This window comes from Bacillus halotolerans (assembly GCF_004006435.1).
Classification (GTDB): domain Bacteria; phylum Bacillota; class Bacilli; order Bacillales; family Bacillaceae; genus Bacillus; species Bacillus halotolerans.
On record NZ_CP029364.1, the window covers coordinates 320,495 to 339,637 of the forward strand.

21 protein-coding genes are annotated in these 19,143 nt (G+C 45.5%); 1 reads left to right on the plus strand and 20 read right to left on the minus strand.

Features of this window, described 5'->3' with window-relative positions:
* Positions 1 to 65: 65 nt before the first annotated feature.
* The 10 genes from acpP to DIC78_RS01450 form a co-directional block, all read right to left on the minus strand.
* On the minus strand, positions 66 to 299 hold the full coding sequence (gene acpP, locus DIC78_RS01405) for an acyl carrier protein (RefSeq protein WP_003154310.1): 234 nt from the start codon (positions 297 to 299) through the stop codon (positions 66 to 68).
* A gap of 83 nt (positions 300 to 382) precedes the next feature.
* Positions 383 to 1,123 (minus strand): 3-oxoacyl-[acyl-carrier-protein] reductase, encoded by a 741-nt coding sequence (gene fabG, locus DIC78_RS01410; RefSeq protein WP_024121375.1) that lies wholly within the window; start codon positions 1,121 to 1,123, stop codon positions 383 to 385.
* On the minus strand, positions 1,116 to 2,069 hold the full coding sequence (fabD, locus tag DIC78_RS01415) for an ACP S-malonyltransferase (RefSeq protein WP_127695243.1): 954 nt from the start codon (positions 2,067 to 2,069) through the stop codon (positions 1,116 to 1,118). The genes fabG and fabD overlap by 8 nt, the downstream gene beginning before the upstream one ends.
* Positions 2,070 to 2,087: 18 nt before the next feature.
* Positions 2,088 to 3,086, minus strand: coding sequence for a phosphate acyltransferase PlsX (gene plsX / locus DIC78_RS01420; RefSeq protein ID WP_024121373.1), 999 nt, complete (start codon positions 3,084 to 3,086; stop codon positions 2,088 to 2,090).
* Between the two features lie 13 nt (positions 3,087 to 3,099).
* Entirely contained in the window at positions 3,100 to 3,666 is a 567-nt protein-coding gene (gene fapR, locus DIC78_RS01425; protein ID WP_106020684.1) for a transcription factor FapR, read from the minus strand.
* 107 nt (positions 3,667 to 3,773) lie between these two features.
* On the minus strand, positions 3,774 to 5,822 hold the full coding sequence (recG, locus tag DIC78_RS01430) for an ATP-dependent DNA helicase RecG (protein ID WP_106020682.1): 2,049 nt from the start codon (positions 5,820 to 5,822) through the stop codon (positions 3,774 to 3,776).
* A complete protein-coding gene (sdaAA, locus tag DIC78_RS01435; protein WP_127695245.1) occupies positions 5,800 to 6,702 on the minus strand; it encodes an L-serine ammonia-lyase, iron-sulfur-dependent, subunit alpha in 903 nt (300 codons plus the stop codon). The genes recG and sdaAA overlap by 23 nt, the downstream gene beginning before the upstream one ends.
* Positions 6,703 to 6,725: 23 nt before the next feature.
* Entirely contained in the window at positions 6,726 to 7,388 is a 663-nt protein-coding gene (gene sdaAB, locus DIC78_RS01440) for an L-serine ammonia-lyase, iron-sulfur-dependent subunit beta (RefSeq protein WP_024121369.1), read from the minus strand.
* Between the two features lie 139 nt (positions 7,389 to 7,527).
* A complete protein-coding gene (locus DIC78_RS01445; protein ID WP_024121368.1) occupies positions 7,528 to 9,186 on the minus strand; it encodes a DAK2 domain-containing protein in 1,659 nt (552 codons plus the stop codon).
* A 15-nt stretch (positions 9,187 to 9,201) separates the two neighbouring features.
* Positions 9,202 to 9,564 (minus strand): Asp23/Gls24 family envelope stress response protein, encoded by a 363-nt coding sequence (locus tag DIC78_RS01450; protein WP_024121367.1) that lies wholly within the window; start codon positions 9,562 to 9,564, stop codon positions 9,202 to 9,204.
* Positions 9,565 to 9,842: 278 nt separating this feature from the next.
* Between DIC78_RS01450 and rpmB the strand changes: the two genes are divergently transcribed.
* Positions 9,843 to 10,031, plus strand: a complete 189-nt coding sequence (gene rpmB / locus DIC78_RS01455) for a 50S ribosomal protein L28 (RefSeq protein WP_003221548.1) — start codon at positions 9,843 to 9,845, stop codon at positions 10,029 to 10,031.
* 71 nt (positions 10,032 to 10,102) lie between these two features.
* Here the strand turns inward: rpmB and spoVM are convergent, their stop codons facing one another.
* The 10 genes from spoVM to def form a co-directional block, all read right to left on the minus strand.
* The gene (gene spoVM, locus DIC78_RS01460) at positions 10,103 to 10,183 is read right to left on the minus strand and encodes a stage V sporulation protein SpoVM (protein WP_003221545.1); all 81 of its coding nucleotides are present in this window, start codon (positions 10,181 to 10,183) and stop codon (positions 10,103 to 10,105) included.
* Between the two features lie 83 nt (positions 10,184 to 10,266).
* Positions 10,267 to 10,911 (minus strand): thiamine diphosphokinase, encoded by a 645-nt coding sequence (locus tag DIC78_RS01465; protein WP_127695247.1) that lies wholly within the window; start codon positions 10,909 to 10,911, stop codon positions 10,267 to 10,269.
* A 74-nt stretch (positions 10,912 to 10,985) separates the two neighbouring features.
* Positions 10,986 to 11,639, minus strand: a complete 654-nt coding sequence (gene rpe / locus DIC78_RS01470) for a ribulose-phosphate 3-epimerase (RefSeq protein WP_101861202.1) — start codon at positions 11,637 to 11,639, stop codon at positions 10,986 to 10,988.
* Positions 11,640 to 11,642: 3 nt separating this feature from the next.
* On the minus strand, positions 11,643 to 12,545 hold the full coding sequence (gene rsgA, locus DIC78_RS01475; protein ID WP_024121364.1) for a ribosome small subunit-dependent GTPase A: 903 nt from the start codon (positions 12,543 to 12,545) through the stop codon (positions 11,643 to 11,645).
* A 14-nt stretch (positions 12,546 to 12,559) separates the two neighbouring features.
* Positions 12,560 to 14,509, minus strand: a complete 1,950-nt coding sequence (gene pknB, locus DIC78_RS01480) for a Stk1 family PASTA domain-containing Ser/Thr kinase (protein WP_095713818.1) — start codon at positions 14,507 to 14,509, stop codon at positions 12,560 to 12,562.
* On the minus strand, positions 14,503 to 15,267 hold the full coding sequence (gene prpC / locus DIC78_RS01485; protein WP_024121362.1) for a protein-serine/threonine phosphatase PrpC: 765 nt from the start codon (positions 15,265 to 15,267) through the stop codon (positions 14,503 to 14,505). The genes pknB and prpC overlap by 7 nt, the downstream gene beginning before the upstream one ends.
* Positions 15,268 to 15,273: 6 nt before the next feature.
* Positions 15,274 to 16,365, minus strand: coding sequence for a dual-specificity RNA methyltransferase RlmN (rlmN, locus tag DIC78_RS01490; protein WP_024121361.1), 1,092 nt, complete (start codon positions 16,363 to 16,365; stop codon positions 15,274 to 15,276).
* Positions 16,366 to 16,368: 3 nt separating this feature from the next.
* A complete protein-coding gene (rsmB, locus tag DIC78_RS01495) occupies positions 16,369 to 17,712 on the minus strand; it encodes a 16S rRNA (cytosine(967)-C(5))-methyltransferase RsmB (RefSeq protein WP_106020676.1) in 1,344 nt (447 codons plus the stop codon).
* Positions 17,699 to 18,652 (minus strand): methionyl-tRNA formyltransferase, encoded by a 954-nt coding sequence (fmt, locus tag DIC78_RS01500; protein WP_127695249.1) that lies wholly within the window; start codon positions 18,650 to 18,652, stop codon positions 17,699 to 17,701. Before fmt ends, rsmB begins: the two co-directional genes overlap by 14 nt.
* 4 nt (positions 18,653 to 18,656) lie before the next feature.
* Entirely contained in the window at positions 18,657 to 19,139 is a 483-nt protein-coding gene (def, locus tag DIC78_RS01505; RefSeq protein WP_024121358.1) for a peptide deformylase, read from the minus strand.
* Positions 19,140 to 19,143: the final 4 nt, after the last annotated feature.

Consider the following 19,143-nt stretch of genomic DNA (forward strand, 5'->3'; position numbering starts at 1 on the left):
TGCTGTAATAACTGCACGAATAAAGGGCTAAAGCCCCGCGTTTCGGCGGGACTTTTAGCATCAGCTTATTGCTGGTTTTGTATGTAGTTCACAGCGTCGCCGACTGTTGCAATCTTTTCAGCATCTTCGTCAGAAATTTCCATATCAAACTCGTCTTCAAGTTCCATAACAAGCTCAACTACATCCAGGGAATCAGCACCTAAGTCTTCCTTGAAAGAAGCTTCAAGTTTGACGTCTGCTTCATCAACGCCAAGGCGATCTACGATGATTTTCGTTACACGCTCTAATGTATCTGCCATAGCAATTCACCTCCCCTCAAGTATTATAGTGGATTCGTTTTTAAAAAACTAGAGTAACTATGATGAAATTTTCGAGAAAAAACTTACATTACCATTCCGCCGTCAATATGAAGTGTCTGGCCTGTCATGTAACGCGCTCCCTCTGAAGCAAGAAACGTAACGACGCTGCTGACATCGCCGGGATCGCCAAAGCGAGCGAGCGGAATTTGTTTCAGCATTTCATCTTGAACGTCTTTAGCAAGTTTATCTGTCATATCAGTTGAGATAAATCCAGGCGCAATCGCATTAACTGTGATGTTGCGGCTTGCGAGCTCTTTAGCTGAAGATTTTGTTAAGCCGATCACACCTGCTTTTGCAGCCACGTAGTTGGCTTGTCCAGGATTTCCGCTGACGCCGACGATAGACGATACGTTAATAATCCGGCCTGATCGCTGCTTCATCATTTGTCTTGTCACAGCTTTCGTGCAGTTGAAAACACCCTTCAGGTTAATGTTAATAACATCATCCCACTCATCTTCTTTCATCCTCATGATGAGATTGTCTTTTGTAATTCCGGCGTTGTTCACTAGAATGTCAATCGTAGAGAAAACAGAAATCGCTTCTTTTATCATGTTTTGTACATCTTCAGGATTTGATACATCGGCTTTGACAGCAATCGCTTTTCTGCCCATTGATTTGATTTCATCTACGACTTCATTTGCTTTCGCTTCGCTGCCTGAGTAGTTAACGACAACGTTTGCACCGTTTTTGGCCAAGTCAAGGGCGATTGAACGGCCGATTCCGCGGGATGCGCCAGTGACAACAGCTGTTTTTTCATTAAGCATTCTCATTCTCCTCCTTAAGCGTTTGAATTGCCAGTTCAATCGTTTCCGGGTCTGATACGGCAATGGTTTTTAAGCGTCTGTTTACTTTTTTCACAAGGCCTGAAAGCACTTTGCCGGGACCGATTTCAATAAACGTCGTAACACCCTCTGCGATCAGCTTGTTAACAGTTTCCTCAAAACGAACCGGGGAGTACAGCTGCTCAATGAGTTTCTCTTTAATGTCTGCCTTATCTGTCATCACATCTGCAGAAACATTTGAGATCACCGGCACGTCTGCGTCTTTCAGTTCACAGGAGTCCAAGACTTCCTTCAGCTTATCAGCAGCAGGCTTCATCAGTTCAGAATGGAACGGACCGCTTACGTCAAGCGGAATCGCACGTTTAGCGCCGTTCTCTTTTGCCTGTTCAGATGCAAGCTCTACTCCTTTTGCCGTTCCGGAAATAACGATTTGTCCGGGACAGTTGAGGTTGGCAAGCTGCACAAGGTGGCCATCCTCAGTGACTTTATCGGTTACTTGTTTCAATGCGTCGGCATCCATGCCGAGAATGGCAGCCATCGCTCCTTCTCCGGCCGGCACCGCTTCGTTCATGAACTCACCGCGTTTTCTGACAGTATAAACAGCGTCTTTAAAGCTCATTGCGCCAGCCGCCACCAGTGCAGAATATTCTCCAAGGCTGTGTCCGGCTGTGAAATCAGGTGTAATGCCTGATTCTTTAAATTTTTCAAGCACAGCCATGCTAGTCGTCAGCAAAGCAGGCTGCGCATTGTATGTAAGGGTTAATTCTTTGGCATCACCTTCAAAAATCAGTGAGCTGAGCTTTGTTTCCAATGTTTCGTCCGCTTCATCGAACAGACGTTTTGCAGCTGGAGCCTGCTCATAAAGCTCTTTCCCCATGCCGATAAATTGAGATCCCTGACCAGGGAATAAAAATGCAATCTTACTCATGATGTAAAAACCTCCAGACTATTCATCTGTTTTTTCTTCTTTTACTTCTTCCTGAATGAGCGCAGCCATGTTTTGGCTGACCATCTCTCTGGCTTGGCGGATCGCATGGTAAACCGCACGGGCATCAGAAGAGCCGTGTGCCTTGATTACCGGCGCTTTCAAACCGAAAAGACTTGCTCCGCCGTATTCGGAATAATCCATTTTCATTTTCATTTCCTTCATCTTCGGCTTCAGCACAGCGGCCGCAAGCTTAGATGTAAAGTTTGACGTGAGCGCTTCTTTCATCATTTTAAAAATGGACATCGCAGAGCCTTCAAGCGTTTTGAGTGTAACATTCCCGGTAAATCCGTCCGTTACTACGACATCTGCTACATCGTCTAAAAGGTCCCGTGCTTCCACGTTTCCGATAAAGTTGATGTTTGCCTCTTTTAATAATTGGAACGTCTGCTTCGTCAATTCGTTTCCTTTTTTATCTTCTGTTCCGACATTCAAAAGTCCGACTCTCGGTGAAGTCACGCCTCGGACTTGCTGGGAATAAACAGAACCCATAATGGCGTATTGAACGAGATGCTCAGGCTTGGCATCTACATTGGCGCCGACATCAAGGAGCAGAAATCCGCCGCCTGATACAGTCGGCAGTGTCGGTGCAAGCGCAGGGCGGTCAATTCCTTTAATTCTTCCCACAATAAACAGGCCGGCTGTCATTAGCGCGCCGGTATTTCCTGCTGAAATGCAGGCGTCAGCTCTGCCTTCTGCAACTTCCTGCGCCATCAGGACCATAGAGGAGTTCTTTTTTCTCCGCACGGCGCGGACCGGTTCGTCCGTAGGCTCAATCACTTCATCTGCGTGCAGCACCGTGATGCGGTCTGATGATGTTGTTAAATACGATTCTATTGTTGTCTTGTCACCGACAAGTGTAATATGAAGATCATCAAATGACTCTATACCCTTCATAACTCCGTCAATAACAGCTTTGGGAGCGTGGTCTCCTCCCATTGCATCTACAGCTATTCTCATGCATGCTCCACCTTTATGAATGTTTTGAACGGTACATGTCAAAGCGTCCAGAAAAAACAATTTCCTCTGCAACATAGCTGTTTACTTCGACAACCGTTCTTCCTTTTTCTTTCTCAACCGCCGTCACTTTCGCTTTCGCAACGACGCGCTCACCCTGCTTTACCTGCCTGGTAAAGCGGATATCTGCACTTGCAGTCAGCGCCAGTTCGTCATCTATAATTGCAACGGCCAAAGAATTCGCCTGAGCAAATAAATGATGTCCTCTTGCAATCTGATTCCGGCTGAATACATGCTCCTGTTTTATTTCTAAAATAGAAATCGCCTGATCATCCAGCTCAAGGTCAATAATTTCTCCGATGACTTCGTCTAGTGACAGGGACTTCACTTCATCTTCAAGCGTTTTCTCTGCCACGTTCTTAATTCTTTCTCTCAGCTCCGGTATGGAAAGCTCCAAGCGGTCCAAACGAATCGTCTGAATGCTTACTCCGAATTTTCCCGCTAATTCTTCATCTGTAATAAATGGGGTTGCTTTGATCGTCTGCTGAAGTAATTCCTGGCGTTCTTTCTTATTTCTTCTCATATCTAAACACCATCCGGCAAATTAAGACTAGGTACTAATAGTAGTATATAATTTCATAGATTGGAATGCAATGATTGTTTCTGGCTGAACACCAAAAACTTCTTACCTCAGCTCAATTTTTCCCCGTCCATGACTCCGCTTTTCAGCAAATGCTCTCTTAGCGCCCCATATTCAGGGTCGTTCCAGAACGCTTCCGAAGCCACCAGATTTGCAGCGTCCTGCCTTGCCGTTTCAAGCGCTCTGTAATCATGAACCATGTCCGCCACCTTAAAATCAGGCATTCCGCTTTGTTTTTTTCCAAAGAAATCTCCCGGGCCTCTCAGTTCCAAATCCTTTTCAGACAGTTCAAAGCCGTTATTGGTTTCCGACATGATTCTCATCCGTTCTTTTCCTGTTTCTGATTTCGGATCAGCCATAAGAATGCAGTAGGATTGGTGCTCGCCGCGGCCTACACGGCCGCGCAGCTGGTGAAGCTGGGACAAACCAAAGCGATCGGCGTCGTAAATGACCATAATCGTTGCATTCGGGACATTCACTCCGACTTCAACAACAGTGGTTGATACGAGAATTTGACACGTATTCGCGCTGAATTCCCTCATCACCTGATCTTTTTCATCGGAATGCAGTTTTCCGTGCATAAGACCGACGTTCCATTTTCCACGGAAAACCTCAGAAAGCATATTGTATACATCTATAGCGTTTTGCACATCAAGCTTGTCTGATTCTTCGATCAGCGGACAGATAATATACGCCTGTCTGCCCTGCTTTAATTCTTTTTCGACGAATGCCAGAATGCGGTCCAGCATGTCATGTTTCACCCAATAAGTCTCGATTTGTTTTCGCCCCGCCGGCATCTCATCAATGACGGAGACATCCATTTCACCGAAAACAGTAATCGCCAGGGTTCTCGGAATCGGAGTGGCTGTCATAAAGAGAACATCGGGATCCTGCCCTTTGTTCCGAAGCTTCTTCCGCTGTTCAACTCCAAATCGGTGCTGCTCATCCGTGATGACAAGACTTAGCGCTTTAAACTCGACCTCATCCTGGATTAAAGCATGGGTTCCTACAAGAATATCAATCTCTCCCGCAGCAAGCCGCTCAAGCAATTCCCTTCGGCGCTTCCCTTTTACAGAGCTTGTCAGAAGGGCAACATTGACATCCCACTTTTCAAACAGTGAAACAAGGGAATCAGCATGCTGTTCAGCAAGAATTTCTGTCGGAACCATAAGCGCTCCCTGATATCCGGATAAAATGGCCGCATAAAGCGCGATGGCAGCGACTGCCGTTTTTCCTGATCCGACGTCTCCTTGAAGAAGACGGTTCATTCTGTATGGGGAGGACATGTCTGCTGTTATTTCGCGGAGCACGCGGGACTGGGCGTTGGTGAGAGGAAATGGGAGGCTTTTGACAAATGTCATGAGTTCTTCGTTTGAAAAACGCTGCCGTATCCCTTGTGACTGCTCTCTTTCCGCCTTTCGGAACGCCTGCATTTTCAACTGAAATAATAAAAATTCTTCGTAAACGAATCGGCGTCTGGCCAGCTTTAATGCTTCTCTTGTTTCTGGCTGGTGCATCGCTTTTAACGCTTGATGATAGTCCGGCAGCTTATAGCGAACTTTAAGATTTTCCGGGAGAGGATCAGGTATTGAGTCCGCATATTGGGTCAGACCGTGCTGAATAAAACGTCTCATCATTTTGACGGTGACATTTTCTTTCACGGAATAAACTGGTTCAATGCTTTTATCCTCTTGATGAGGCCCATTTTTTAATTCCTGAACAGAAATGGTCTGACGGTGCTTGTCCCATTTACCGGAAATCGTCACAACAGAGCCCAGCGAAAGCTTTTTCTTTAAATAAGGACGGTTAAAACAAATGGCAGTGATTAAATAATGGCCGACAAGAAGGCGAAATGTCAGCCTGTTTCGTTTTTTTCCGTAATAGGTAAGAGAAGGCTCTGAATGAACCTTCCCTTCAACTGTGACTCTTTCATCATGCTGTACTTCTTCTAAATCCCTCAGCTCGTAGTCATCATAGCGATAAGGGAAATAATTCAGAAGATCAGAAATGTCATAAATACCGAGTTCATTTAATGTTTTTTCTGTTTCCGGCCCAATGCCCTTAATGTTGGCTATACTAGTTTGCTGATGTTGTTTCACTTGAACCCAGCGCTCCTCCGAATATTTTTTTCTCTAATTCTCTTCCCGTCGGTGTGGCCGCTAAACCGCCCTGGCCTGTTTCTCTAAGGGCAGTGGGCATCGTTTGGCCGATTTTATACATCGCATCGATGACCTCGTCACATGGAATCCGGCTTGTAATGCCTGCTAATGCCATATCAGCAGCAATCATCGCGTTTGATGCGCCCATTGCATTCCGCTTCACACAAGGCACTTCAACAAGGCCCGCAACAGGATCACACACAAGGCCGAGCATATTTTTTAATGTAATGGCCATGGCCTCCGCACTTTGCTCAGGTGTTCCGCCTGCCATTTCAACAATTGCCGCAGCTGCCATGCCCGAGGCAGATCCTACCTCTGCCTGACACCCGCCGGCCGCACCGGAAATACTTGCATTATTTGCTACGACAAATCCGAAAGCTCCGGCCGTAAATAAAAAGCGGATCATTTGTTCTCTTGTCGGGTTCAGTTTTTCTTTCACGGCAAATAACGTACCCGGCACTACACCTGCAGATCCGGCTGTCGGTGTCGCACAGATTGTTCCCATGGCGGCATTCACTTCATTTGTTGCCACAGCTTTCGATACCGCGTCTAAAATCAGTGCTCCCGACAGGCTTTTTCCAGATTGAATGTAGGCCTGTAATTTAACGGCATCCCCGCCTGTTAAGCCCGTTTGACTCGTAACCCCTTCAAGCCCTTTCTGAACCGCCGCTTCCATAACAGTCAGATTGTGATCCATCTGCTGAAAAATTTCTTCTTTTGTTTTTTCTGTTACTTCCATCTCTTGAGCGATCATGATGTCAGAGATGGACATTTGCTTTTCTTTCGTTATCTCAATTAATTCTTTTACATTACGAAACATAACTGGCTCCTCCTGACCCTTCGCTAGTCAGCAATCTTTGTCACTTGAATAATGTTCGGCAGCTTCGACAGCTCATCGAGAACATCATCGTCAATATTTTGATCCACTTCTATTGTCATCAGCGCAAGCTGCCCAATATCCTTGCGGGCGACTTCCATATGGCCGACGTTGATTGAGAATTTCGCAAGGACATTGGCAACTCCTGCAATGGTGCCAAACTTGTCATTATGGACAACTAGAATGGCAGGGTGGTTTCCAGACAGACGGAGCTCAAAGCCGTTTAATTCTGTGATTTCAATTTTTCCTCCGCCTATCGAAATTCCCGTCAGTTCAAGTTCTCCCTTTTCATCAGAAATGCTGATTCGAGCTGTGTTTGGGTGAACCGGAACAGCGTCTTCGACTCGAAACTCTATATCAATTCCTTTATCTTCTGCAATTTGTATAGCGGTTTTAATCCGTTCGTCAAATGTATCAAAATCAAGCAGACCGCCGATGATTGCCACATCTGTGCCGTGACCCTTATAAGTTTCAGCAAAAGAGCCGTAAAAGGACACAACGATGCGCTCAGGCTCTCTGCCAAATAAACTTCTGGCCACTCTCCCGATTCTCGCCGCTCCTGCTGTATGCGAACTGGACGGACCGATCATAACCGGGCCGATAATATCAAAAACGCTTCTGTATTTCATGCTATTCCTCCTTATGAATCAGAGCTTATAAGCGGCTTTGCTTCTAGACTAATTGATCGGATATAAAATGGCAAGCGGGCGCGTTACAGCGCTGCCGCACTTAAAAGCAGACATAAGAATAGAAGGGCGAATCGCCCTTCTATTCTGCAGAAACTATATACGAATACAGCGGCTGTTTTCCGTTGTGGATTTCAACCTCAATCTCTTCGTACTTGTCGTTGAGAAACGCTTCAAGCTCTTCAGCTTCTTCTTGAGACGCATCTTCTCCATAAAGAATGGTGACAATTTCGTCCTCTTCTCCGATCATTTCTGACAAGAGCATTTTTGCAGCACCCAGCTGATCTTCTGCACTGCCGATAATCGTTCCATTCAGAATTCCCATAAAGTCGCCTTTTTTTATGTCTTGTCCGTCAATATGAGTATCCCTGACTGAGTATGTCACCTGTCCGCTTTTTACTTGCTGAATGGCACTTAGCATATTGGCTTCATTTGCTTCAGGCTCTTGATCCGGATTAAATGCCAGCAGCGCTGACATCCCTTGCGGAACCGTTTTGGCAGGAATGACAAAAACCTTATCGCCTATCACACTTGCGGCTTGATTGGCAGCCATGATAATGTTGGAGTTATTCGGTAAGATAAACACAGTGTCTGCATTTACAGATCTTACAGCATCGACAATATCCTCAGTGCTTGGATTCATCGTCTGGCCGCCTTCAATCACAACGGAAGCGCCAATGCTTTTGAATAAATCAGAAATGCCTTCTCCCATCGCAACAGTCACAATGCCGTACGGCTGCTTTGCCGCTTTCTCGCTGTGAGCAGGCTCGCTGCCCTGGCTGATGATGGAAGTGTGCTGCTCTCTCATGTTTTCAATTTTGATTTTTATTAATTCACCGTAATTTTGAGCGTAGTTTAACACGTTTCCCGGCTCTTCAGCATGAATATGAACCTTCGCCAGAGACTCGTCTGCAATAACCAAAAGAGAATCACCAAATTGGCTGAGGTCATTTCTGAATGTGCCTTCATCAAATTCTCTTTTATTCTGATCGAGCCTTACCATCACTTCTGTACAGAAACCGAATTCAATATCATCTGTATTCATCATGCTCTGCGCACTCTTATGATGCTCTGCGCTGACCATGTCATCAAGTGACGGAAGAACGGTTTTCTCAGGAACGGTCTCTCCTTTTAATGAAGCGAGGAAACCTTCATACACACAAAGCAGGCCTTTGCCTCCGCTGTCAACGACTCCTACTTCCTTCAGGACAGGCAGCAATTCTGGTGTCCGATTTAAGGATGCCTCAGCTTCCTTTGTCACCGATGTCATCAGCGCAATGATATCGGTTTCTTTTTCCGCCAGGGCCACCGCTTGTTTCGCAGCATCTTTTGCAACTGTTAAGATGGTGCCCTCCACAGGCTTCATGACTGCTTTGTAAGCCATATCGACACCGGCTTGCAGCGCGGCGGCAAACTCTTTTGCATTAATTTCTTTTTTTGTTTCAATGCTTTTACTGAATCCTCGGAACAATTGGGACAGGATGACTCCTGAATTCCCTCTTGCCCCCATGAGCAATCCTTTAGATAACGCGGAGCCCACTTTACCGATATCACTTGTCTCCAAATGCTCCACTTCTCTTGCCCCGGAAGTCATTGACAGGTTCATGTTTGTTCCCGTATCACCGTCCGGCACCGGAAACACGTTGAGCGCGTCAACCGCACTCGCGTTTTGCGACAGATTCTGTGCACCTGCAAGAATCATCTCAGCAAAGGTTCTGCCGTCTAATGTTCTGATAGACAATCCTACTCCTCCTAACTACGGGTTCGTCACTCGTACGCCTTGGACATAAATATTGACAGAGTCCACTGCAAGTCCGACTGTTTGATTTACTGTGTACTTTACTTTTGTTTGGACGTTATGTGCCACTTCAGAAATTTTTGTGCCGTAGCTGACAATGATATACATGTCAATATGTATCTGTTCTGCTTCTTGGCGAACTTGAACACCTCTGCTGAAATTCTCTTTCCGAAGGATTTCAGTCAGTCCGTCTTTAATTTGGTTTTTAGAGGCCATTCCAACGATGCCGTAACAGTCAATCGCAGCGCCGCCGGCAACCATTGCAATGACTTCATTCGATATATCAATCTGCCCGTATTTCGTTCTTAATTCAATGGACACACTAGTTCCTCCTTCGAATGCATAGAGTTACAGCTATTCTACTATATGAATTCCATTATGAAAAGAAAAGACGCGACAAACGCTGCACGTCTCTTTACATATACTATAGCGCCGCTGTTTGTGCAAGATGTCAAGTGAATTTTCTTGAAAGATGATGAAACAATAGTTGCAAACGTTTTTTAGCTGTGGTAAATTATTTAAAGTATCCATATCGAAAGCATCTAAGAACATATGAAAGTGAAAAAGTAGATGTTTTGTGCAAGTGAGGAGGGAAACAAATGGCACGTAAATGCGTTATCACAGGTAAAAAAACAACAGCTGGGAATAACCGTTCTCACGCAATGAATGCTTCTAAGCGCACTTGGGGCGCGAATCTTCAAAAGGTTCGTATCCTTGTGAACGGAAAACCTAAAAAAGTATATGTATCTGCTCGAGCTTTGAAATCCGGTAAAGTTGAGCGTGTATAACAAAATGAACGCCTGCCCTGATATGTGGCAGGCGTTTTTATGTGGTGAAAGGGGGCTTGAACCCCTGGGCTTTAATCTTTTCTAAATGAGCCCAGCATCGCCCGGACAATTCCTCCTAAAAACTTCGGCAATTTAATGGTGTAAAATTTCATTTTTGTCCCCTCCTATAAGTCCCGTAACCGCCTGTTCATCGCTTTAAGGTTCATTAATTTCAACAAATGAGTGAAAGCAGAAGCTAATCCGTGCTTCTTATCATTATTAATATGCCTTTCGCAAACGAAAAAGTACCTCGTGAATGAATGAGTTCGTTACTAATACATAGTGTTGAACCAAGCGTAATATGACACTTATTTAGCGGATATTTAAAACCGATGAGAGTCAGCTCATCCACTTTTTCTGTAAATGGGATGAAGGAGATATACCGTTTGTTTTGATCGATAAGAAGAGAATATTCGCCTGGAGAGAACATCTGAATATCATTCTGTTTGTCTATAAGCTTCATTTTCGAATTTGTTTTTACTCCCCTGTACAGCAGCTGAATATTTCCTAAAAAGTGATCTGCTCTGCCTCCCGTAATACCGAAGATCTGAATGACATCCGGCTGCTTTTCCAGGGCCCAATCAAGAGCGAGGTCTAAATCAGTTTGATCTTTTTCTGCCTGGTACACATGGAGAGCGGGCGCGGCTTTTTCGATTTGCCGGCGTTCCTGCTCCGTAATGCTGTCAAAATCTCCGAAAGCTTCATCAGGAATGATGCCGGCATCTAAAAGCGTGACTGTGCCCTTGTCAACCCCGACCCAGATCGTGTGATCAGCCGTATAACCAGTCAGGTCAGGGATCAAATCTTTTGGGCCTCCCGCAACGATATTGATTTTTCTCATCTCTTTTTCCTTTCTGCTTCTGGGTACAGGAAAAAGAGCTCGGGCTAAATGCGCCCGGCTCTTTCTCCTGCTGCTTATTTGCTTCCTCTTATCTCAGAAATAGCTTTTTCGCGATCAGTTTGGCCATAAACAGCAGAACCGGCAACAAGTAAATTTGCGCCCGCTTCGATGACTAGCGGGGCTGTTTCTTTGTTGACGCCGCCGTCTACTTCAATTAGCAGATCATGTTTCCCTTTTTCCTCTGCCATTCGTTTCACTTCTTTTATTTTCGGAAGAACAGAATGAATAAATTTCTGTCCGCCAAATCCAGGGTTCACCGTCATTAAGAGAACGAGATCAAGTTCTTCAAAAATATGCTCAATTACTTGAACAGGTGTATGCGGATTCAGGACAACGCCAGCTTTTACACCCTGCTCTTTCATAAGCTGGATTGTCCGGTGAAGGTGCGGACAGGCTTCGGCATGTACAGACAGGATATCTGCTCCAGCTTTTGCGAAAGCCGGGATATAACGATCCGGCTCTTCAATCATTAAATGTACATCCAGGGGCAGTTTCGTCACCGGACGAATGGCTTCTACAATCAGCGGCCCAATCGTAATATTCGGGACAAAATGGCCGTCCATGACATCAACATGAATGTAATCGGCTCCGCCTTTTTCTACATCTTGAATCTCTTTGCCTAAAGCGGCAAAATCAGCGGAAAGAATAGAAGGTGCAATCTTTACCATGATCTAATACCTCGGCTTTCTGTCTTTGATCTCTGTGATAAATTCAACATAATGGTCGTAGCGGTACTGCTTTAATTCCCCTTCTTCAACAGCTTGTTTGACTGCACATTTCGGCTCTTTCAAATGCAAACACCCTCTGAATTTGCATGATGCGCTTTTTTCTCTGATGTCAGGGAAGGTGTAGCCCAGCTCTCCTTCTTCTATGTCTGTAAACTCAAGAGAGCTGAAACCCGGCGTATCCGCAACCAGACCTCCGGACGTGTGAATGAGCTCCACATGGCGGGTTGTGTGCTTCCCGCGGCCTAAATGCTCGGAAATCTCGTTTGTTCTCAAACCCAGCTCGGGACTGATCGCGTTGAGAAGCGAGGATTTTCCAACCCCAGACTGGCCGGCAAAGACCGTTGTTTTGCCGCGGAAATGCGGGATGATCTCCGTTAAACTGTCTTGGTCCTTTGAAGAGGTAAGATACACGTCATAGCCAATATTCCGGTAGTCTTCAGCATACGCTTGAATGAGCTTTTGTGTATGTTGATCTTCAATTAAATCCATTTTTGTAATACAAATAATCGGCTGGATGTCATTCGCTTCTACGAGAACCAAGAAACGGTCGAGCAATGCTGTGCTGAAAGATGGCTGCATCGCCGAGAAAACAAGCACCGCTTGATCAACGTTGCAGATCGGCGGCCTGATAAGTTCATTGGTTCTTTCTTTAATCTCCAGAAGATATCCTTCTTTATTATTTTCAGCTTGATAAACAACATAATCACCGACCAAAGGGGTGATTTTATTTTTTCTGAAAATGCCTCTTCCTCTGCATTGTATAACTTTTCCGTTATTTGAATCCTCTGATTCATCCAGTACGTAATAAAAGCCGCTAAGCGCTTTAATAATTTTGCCCTCAGGCATATTTTCCCTCCTTGTTATTCATCTTTCGGATACTCAATTGTTTTGTAGCTGACGACTTTATTATTTACCATCACTTGATAGTACCCTTTTTGGCCAGGTTCAATCTTCAGTTCGATCGTCCGTTCTACGGGCTCTTTAATCTTAAAATGTTCGTAAGTGTCAGAAATGCTGTGGTCCGCGTCGTCAATCGCGATTTGCACCTCCAGCTCGTCCCCTTCGTTTTCAGGCTCATATGGAATCTTGACTTTTTCTTTCACTGTTTTCGCCGGTTTTTTCTCAGGTCCGAGAGAGAATGTCACTTCGACCTCATTTCCCGGCTTTAGCGCCGTTCCCGCTGCCGGTTTTTGTTTGACAACCTGTCCTTCCGGAACGTCATCTGAGTACGCTTCTTTTTCCACCAGCTTGAGCCCGTTATCTTCCAGATATCCTGAGGCTGCTTCTTTACTGTATGTTTTTAAGTCTCTGAGCGTAATATCTTCCGGCCCGATGCTGACTGTGAGCTTAACTTGATCTTCGTCCGGCACAAGTTCGGTCCCTGCTGACGGATTCTGGTCTATGACAGTGCCGGCGTCTTTCTCATCATTATTTACTTCATCCACCGTTACATTTTTAAAGCCCTGTTCCTTTAACACTTTTTTTGCCTTGTCGACTGATTGGTCCGTCACATCACCGATCTGCTTTTTTGCTTTACCTGTACTCTTATAAAGCGTAACCGTTGCTCCTTCTTTAACAGTGGACTCGGCTTTAGGATCGGTTTTGACCATCAGGCCTTCTTCGATCTTCTCATCTGAGATTTCCAAAACGTCTGAATCTACCTGCAAGCCTTCTTTTTCTAGAAGATCTGCCGCTTTCTCATATTCCATCCCTGCTACATCGGGTATTTTGACATCCTTAGGCATAAAAAGAGAAGGAAAAACAGTGACGGCGAGAACTCCTGCCGTGATAAAAATCAGGCATATGGTGAGCAAAATCCACGGCCATTTTTTTCTCTTAGCTTTTTTCTTCGTTTGGTTTTCTTGAGGAAATGTCATGTCAGCTTCGGTTTCATTAGAAGCTTTCGCAAGCTCTGCATCCTTAATAATCGGAATCGCTTTCGTCATTTCTTCATCATCTTGAATCGTAAATTTCTTTTCGTTGAGCCTGTCCGCGTCAAAAGCTGTTCGAATATCTTCTTCCATATCTTCAGCAGTTTCATAGCGATGAAAAGGATCTTTGGCGGTTGCCTTTAATATGATGTTTTCAACGCTTTGGGGTACTGAGGGATTCCACCTTTTCGCTGAAGGGGTTTCAGCCTGAAGATGCTTTAAGGCGATGCTGACAGCCGATTCTCCATCAAACGGGATTCGGCCGGTTAACAGCTCAAATAAGACAATCCCAAGTGCATAAATATCTGATTTTTTTGTGGCCAGACCGCCCCGCGCCTGTTCGGGGGATAAATAATGGACTGAGCCCAGCACAGAATTGGTGTGGGTGATTGTTGTCGAAGTCAGTGCAGTCGCAATTCCAAAATCCGTTACTTTGATATTGCCCATATGGTCGATCAAAATGTTATGCGGTTTAATATCCCTGTGGACAATATGATTTTGGTGGGCATGGGCAATGGCTGAGACAATTTGCTCCATGATGCTGAGCGCTTCTTTGGGGTGAAGCGGCCCATTTGCTGTTATGTATTCTTTTAGCGTCATGCCCTCTACGTATTCCATGACAATATAGTAAATGTCATCTTCCTCGCCCAAATCATAAATGCTGACAATATTCGGGTGATCAAGGCTTGATGCCGATTGGGCTTCTCTTCGGAAACGCCTGATAAACTCATTGTCATTCACATAGTCAAACCGCAGGATTTTGATTGCGACTTCACGATCAAGAATAATGTCCTCAGCTAAATAAACGTTGGCCATTCCCCCGCCGCCTATGGCACGGAGAATCTGGTAACGCCCGCTGATTCGCTTGCCGATTAGCACTGATCTTCACCCTCTTCAACATGTAAAGCAAGCTCAAGCAAAACTGCTGTAATATTGTCTTCCCCGCCATTCTCATTGGCTTTGTCCACAAGCAGGTTTACTTTTTCCTGAGGAGCTGAATCGCTTTGCAGGATGTCTTTTAATTCAGTGACTTCCACTTTATTCGTCAGTCCATCAGAACATAAAAGGAGTTTGTCTCCGGGTTCAATTTCGAAAGAACGTGCGTCAATACTGACAGATTGATCTGTTCCGAGCGCCTTCGTCAGCACATTTTTGCGCGGATGATGCTCAGCATCTTCTCTGGAGATTTCACCGGTGCGAACCAGTTCATTCACAAGAGAATGATCCTCTGTCACCTGAACGAAAAGATCGTCCTGAAGCAAATAGCATCTGCTGTCGCCTATATGAGCAACGGAAACCGTTTTGCCTGTAAAAAGAGCGCATACAATGGTTGTTCCCATGCCTTGGCATTCTTCGTGCGCTTGGGCATGATCGTAAATCTTGCTGTTTACCGCGAGAATCTGTTCAATGAGCCACTCTTCACACTCTGACGGCGCCGCAGGAACCGTATCTGCCTCATTCCATTTCTCTCCCATGGCTTTCACAGCCATCTTGCTTGCAACATCTCCAGCAAGATGGCCGCCCATGCCATCAGCGACAACCGCTAATACAAAATCGTCTTTCCCCTTAAAAATACCCGCATCATCTTCATTATGCTGGCGGATTTTCCCTGTATCTGTTTTTAAGGCTGTTAACAACCCTCATCACCTCGTCTCGTCTTGACGCTCCTTCGCGCGAAGCTGACCGCAGGCTGCGTCAATGTCATGGCCTTGCTCTCTTCGGATCGTGACATTTACTCCGCGGGATTTCAGCGTTTTCTCAAAAGCAAAAATCTGCTCGCGCGGTGTGCGGACGTAATCCCGTTCAGGCACATAGTTTACCGGAATCAAGTTCACGTGGCATTTTACGCCTTCCAGCAAGTCTGCAAGCTCTTCAGCGTGCTCGACCTGATCATTTACGCCACCGAACAGACCGTATTCAAAGCTGATCCGGCGTCCTGTTTTATTAATGTAATATTTAACGGCTTCCATTAAATCAGGCAGCTTGTACGCTCTGTTAATCGGCATCAAACGGCTTCTGATTTCTGTATTTGGCGCGTGCAGAGAAATCGCAAAGTTAATCTGCATTTGCTGATCAGCGAATTCGTAAATTTTCGGGATGATTCCGCTTGTAGAAACAGTAATATGGCGGGCTCCTATATTCAGTCCCTTATCATGGTTAATGATTTTTAAGAAGGCAAGCATTTCGTTAAAGTTATCAAATGGTTCGCCAATTCCCATGATGACGACAGAGCTGACGCGTTCATCCGTTTCATCCAGCGCTTTTTGAACTTTCACCACTTGAGCGACAATTTCGCCCGCTTCAAGATTTCGTTTTAAGCCGCCGAGCGTTGATGCGCAGAATGTGCAGCCAATGCGGCAGCCGACTTGTGTCGTTACACATACAGAATTACCATACTCGTGTCTCATTAAAACGGTTTCGATTGTATAACCGTCGTGAAGCTCGAATAAAAACTTCATCGTACCATCTTGAGAAGTTTGTTTAACTGCTGTTTTCAGCGTCGTTAATACGAAATGAGTGTTTAATTTCTCACGCAGATCCTTTGACAGGTTTGTCATTTCGTCAAAAGAAGATACTCGTTTTTCGTAAAGCCATTCAAAAATCTGTGCCGCGCGGAACGGTTTCTCTCCGTTGTCTGTCAGCCATTGTTTGATTTCGTCTAATTCAAAAGAATAAATTGAAGGACGCTCTGTCCGCAATTCTTTTCTGATCTTTGTTTTTTTAAGTTCTGTCATTGCTTATCCCTTCTTTCTCATGCTGCAAATAAAGAAACCATCTGTTCCGAAATAATGCGGAAGGATTTGAAGCCTCCCATCCCGAACAAAGGGTCTCGCCTTTTCGGGCAGCCGCTTTTCAAGAGACAAATCGGGTTCAAAATCAGGATGTTCTTGTATAAACGCATGGATAACTTCTTCATTTTCTGTCCGATCCATTGTACACGTACTGTAGACAAGAGTGCCACCTTTTTTTACTAATGGCGCAATTTCCCTTAAGATAGACAGCTGGATTTCAGCAAGCCGGGAGCTGTCATTCGGGGTTTTGGTGTACTTCATATCCGGCTTTCTTCTGATCACGCCAAAGCCTGAGCATGGAGCGTCAACCAAAATACGGTCAAACTGTACACTTTTAAACGTTTCTCCCGCTTTTCTCGCGTCCATTGTTTTCGCATCAATAATGGAAAGGCCAAGCCGTTCTGACGCTTCTTTGATCAGCTTCACTTTATGTTTGTGAAGGTCAAGCGATGTCACACTTCCCTTGTTCTCCATTAATTCAGCGATATGGGCTGACTTTCCGCCCGGCGCCGCGCACGCATCAAGCACCGTTTCACCTGGCTTAGGGTCAAGGGCCCGGGCAACCAGCATGGAGCTTTCATCCTGGATGGACACTTCACCGGTCTGGAAGAAGTGAGTTCCGGCGATTGTTCCCTTTACAAGCTTCACAGCATCCTCGGCGAGATCGCCTTTTTCTGCTTCGATTCCTTCAGCTGCCATTTGATCAAGTATCTCCGCTCTGTCTGTTTTCATTTGATTGACACGCAGCGTTTGCTTAGGCGGAATGAGATGAATGCGGCAAATCTTTTCAGCCGCATCAAATCCGTATGCGTCTGCCCACTCTTTCACGAGCCATTCGGGATGGCTTGTTTCTGTCGCAAGCCGGAGAACAGGATCTTCGATGGCGTCAAAGGAAGGGACTCCTTCGCGCTGAATAGAGCGAAGCACGCCGTTGACAAATGAGGCAATGCCTTTATGCCCGCGGTTTTTAGCAATCTCTACCGCTTCATGGATGACTGCCCGGTCCGGAATTTTCTCTAAATATTCCATTTGATATAAGGACAGGCGGAGAAGCTGGATAACCCACGGCTTCACCTTTTGCGGCTTGTTGATAAACGGCTTGAGCATATAATCCAGCGCGATTTTGTTTTGCAATGTACCGTACACTAGTTCAGTCAAAAGCCCCCGGTCCTGATCGCTCAGTTTATTGGATTTAATAACCGATTTCAGGAGCAGGTTACTGTATGACTGATTTTGTTCTAATTTGACCAGCGCCTCCAGCGCAATATCACGAACGCTATTTGTTTTCATTGTGCACTCCTAACATATCACCTGTCTCAACATGAGCGCCACGGACGAAGTCTTCGCCTCGCATGCGTTTTTTGCCGGCAGGCTGCAGCTCTGTTAATAACAGTGCCGTATCGTTTCCTGTGGCCACGATAATTCCTTCTTTTTCAATAGCAATGACTGTGCCGGGCTCGGCTTTTGCCGGCGCCGCTGTTTTCTTGGCCGCCCACACTTTCAGGTTTTGTCCATTTAAAGTCGTATAGGCAACAGGCCATGGGTTTAAACCTCGAACTTGATTATAAAGCTCTTCTCCTGCTCTGGACCAGTCAATCAGCTCTTGTTCTCTTTTAATGTTTGGCGCATACGTCGCTTTCTCGTCATCCTGCTTTTCAGGTGATATGTCGCCGGCTATAACTTGAGGAACTGTTTCAGACAGAAGCTTCGCGCCAGCAGCGCTTAATTTATCGTGCAGGGTTCCGACATTGTCGGTTTCTTCAATGTCTACTTCCACTTTAGAAATCATATCGCCTGCATCTAATTTTTCCACCATGTACATAATGGTAACTCCGGTTTTTTTCTTTCCTTGGAGAATGGAATAATGGATAGGAGCCCCGCCTCTCAGTTCAGGCAAAAGAGACGCATGGACATTAATGCATCCGTACTTAGGGCTGTCGAGAAGCTCTTTAGGCAGAATTTGCCCAAACGCTGCCGTCACAATGAGATCCGGTTTTAATGCCAGCACCTTTTCAATTTCTTCTTTCAGTCTGACTTTTTCAGGCTGAAGAACCGGGATACCGTGACGCAAAGCTTCTTCCTTCACAGGCGGAGGCGTGAGCACTTTTTTTCTGCCCTTCGGACGGTCCGGCTGAGTGACGACCCCCACTACTTCATATCCGTCATCTATCAGGGTTTTTAACACAGGAACTGAAAAATCGGGTGTTCCCATAAACACGATTCTCGTCATCAAATCATCCTTCCATATCCGCTAGTTCATCTTCTGTATAATATTTGCTTATTTTTGATGTAAACAGCACGCCGTCCAAGTGGTCCATTTCATGCTGCACGGCTCTCGCGAAAAAGCCCCTTGCTTCAAGAATAAACGGTTTTCCCTGACGGTTATACGCCCGCACTTTCACATAATCGGCACGCGTGACATCTCCGTAGACGCCGGGAAAACTCAAGCATCCTTCAACTCCGGTTTGCTCGCCGCTTTGTTCAAGAATTTCCGGATTCACAAGGTCAATTCTGCCGCTTTCTTCTCCGATATCAACAACAGCCGCTCTTTTTAAAATACCGATCTGCGGCGCTGCCAGTCCGACTCCATCCATTTCGAGCATGGTATCGTACATATCATCAAGCAGTTTTTTTAGCTTTTTATCAAAAACAGTCACGGTTTCCGCGGGCGTTTCCAAAACCTCCGCGGGATGTGTGACGACCTTTTTTACTGCCAATTCA